This window comes from Streptomyces sp. (assembly GCF_031181705.1).
Lineage (GTDB): Bacteria > Actinomycetota > Actinomycetes > Streptomycetales > Streptomycetaceae > Streptomyces.
Map to the genome: position 1 here is coordinate 30,085 of NZ_JAPSKN010000057.1, position 1,662 is coordinate 31,746.

Genomic DNA, 1,662 nt, shown 5'->3' on the forward strand with positions numbered 1-1,662 from the left:
AAGGGGAACACAACTGCTCGCGGGCGCCATGGTCACGGCCTGCACGGTACTGCTCGGCCCCAGTGCACCAAGCGGTGCCCTCCCGAGCAGGTCGCTGCCCGCCGGTGCCGTGAAGGACGCCCTGTCGAGCCGAGTCATGACGTGGAACCTCTGCAACCCTTGCGAGGAGAGCAACGTCGACCGGGCAGCACAGATCGCCACGTATGCGCCCCAGGTCATCGGCCTGCAAGAGGCGTGCGTGCGCGATGTCGAAAGGATCCGGGACCATCTGGAGAACCTCCACGGGCTGGTCTACCACGTCGAGTACGGAATGGTTCTCCGGAACTGGAGCCGGTGCGGGGGAATGCCGTGGAGTCCGGGAGCCTACGGCCAGGCAGTCCTATCGGCGGCACCGATGACAGACCGCACACACGTGGAATACCCCGACGGCGGATCCGAAGACCGCGGGTACATGGCAGTCACCACCATGGTGGGCGGACGATCCGTCCGGGTCTTCAACACACACCTCGCCGAGCGACGACAAGAAGCAGTCCGCGCAGACCAGATCGGCGTACTCGCAACAGAGGTCGCCCGGCACGCTCGCGCTATCGTTCTCGGCGACTTCAACGCCGTGCCGGATGCTCCTGAACTCACCAGGATGTGGGAACTCGCCGCGGACACAGACCCCCAGTGCGGCACTCCGCCCCACAGCACCTGCAAGCCGACCACCGACTGGCAGAGCAAGTTCGACTACATCTTTCTGCGCGCCGTCACCCCGCTCAAGTACCGCGTGCAACCCACGCCGTACTCGGACCACCACCTGCTCTACACCGACCTGGACCCCAATCACTGAGCCCCTCCGGCGGGCACGTGGGCGACAGCCCGAGCAGGCACGTGACCCTCTTCGCCGCCCAGACGGCGTGCCGACGGACCTGGCCAGCCGGTGGAGCCACGCTCACGCCCCACAGAAGTGACCCGTCCGCGTCCGCCCCCACCTGAAGCCGGGCCACCACCCAGGCTCAAGTACCGCCCCGCTCACCTCCATTCCGCCAAGCCACTTCCCCCCGCCCCCCCCGGCAGCGGTCCCGGACTGCGACCGCTCCCGCGCACGGATCGCGCCGCAACCACAACCACAGCGGCTGAACGTCGAACTCGCCCACTGCGCGGTCGAGACCAACGGGCTCGAACCGGACACCCATGCGCACCCCTGCACGCTTCGTGCCGGTGAGGAGATACTCCCTGCCGAAGCTGGTACGGCCCTGCCCGACCCCAACCCGCCACACCACAAAGCCAGTTCCCCGCCTCCCGCGCCGCCCACCCCGAGGAAAAGCCGAAGGGGCAGATCACCCACACCAGCCGCAGCCCCCCACGGCCGCTGACGGCCGACACACCGATCAGCCCACTGCACAACAGTTCAGAGCTTCCTGAATCCGAGGCGCTCGCGCACTTCGGCCGTGCCCCCGTCAACGCCGCCCGCTGCCCACTGCTGCTGACCCCCCGGGAAGCTCCCCGCACACCCGTCCGACCTCGCCGACAAGATCGCCCTCCCGCGGACCCGGTCGCCGAACCCCCGGCCTGCTTGCGCGACCGCGGCGCTGCAACGTCCCGAAGGCGCCCGCCCTGGCCGTCACCCACGACATCACCCCGGCCGGCGGGACACACCGCGTACGACGGAGCCGCTAG

General features: G+C 69.0%; 1 protein-coding gene. It reads left to right on the top strand.

Features of this window, described 5'->3' with window-relative positions; genetic code table 11:
• Positions 1 to 832: endonuclease/exonuclease/phosphatase family protein (locus RIN80_RS13710; protein ID WP_309095848.1), on the top strand; the 832-nt coding region annotated here is incomplete at its 5' end.
• Between the last annotated feature and the right edge of the window lie 830 nt (positions 833 to 1,662).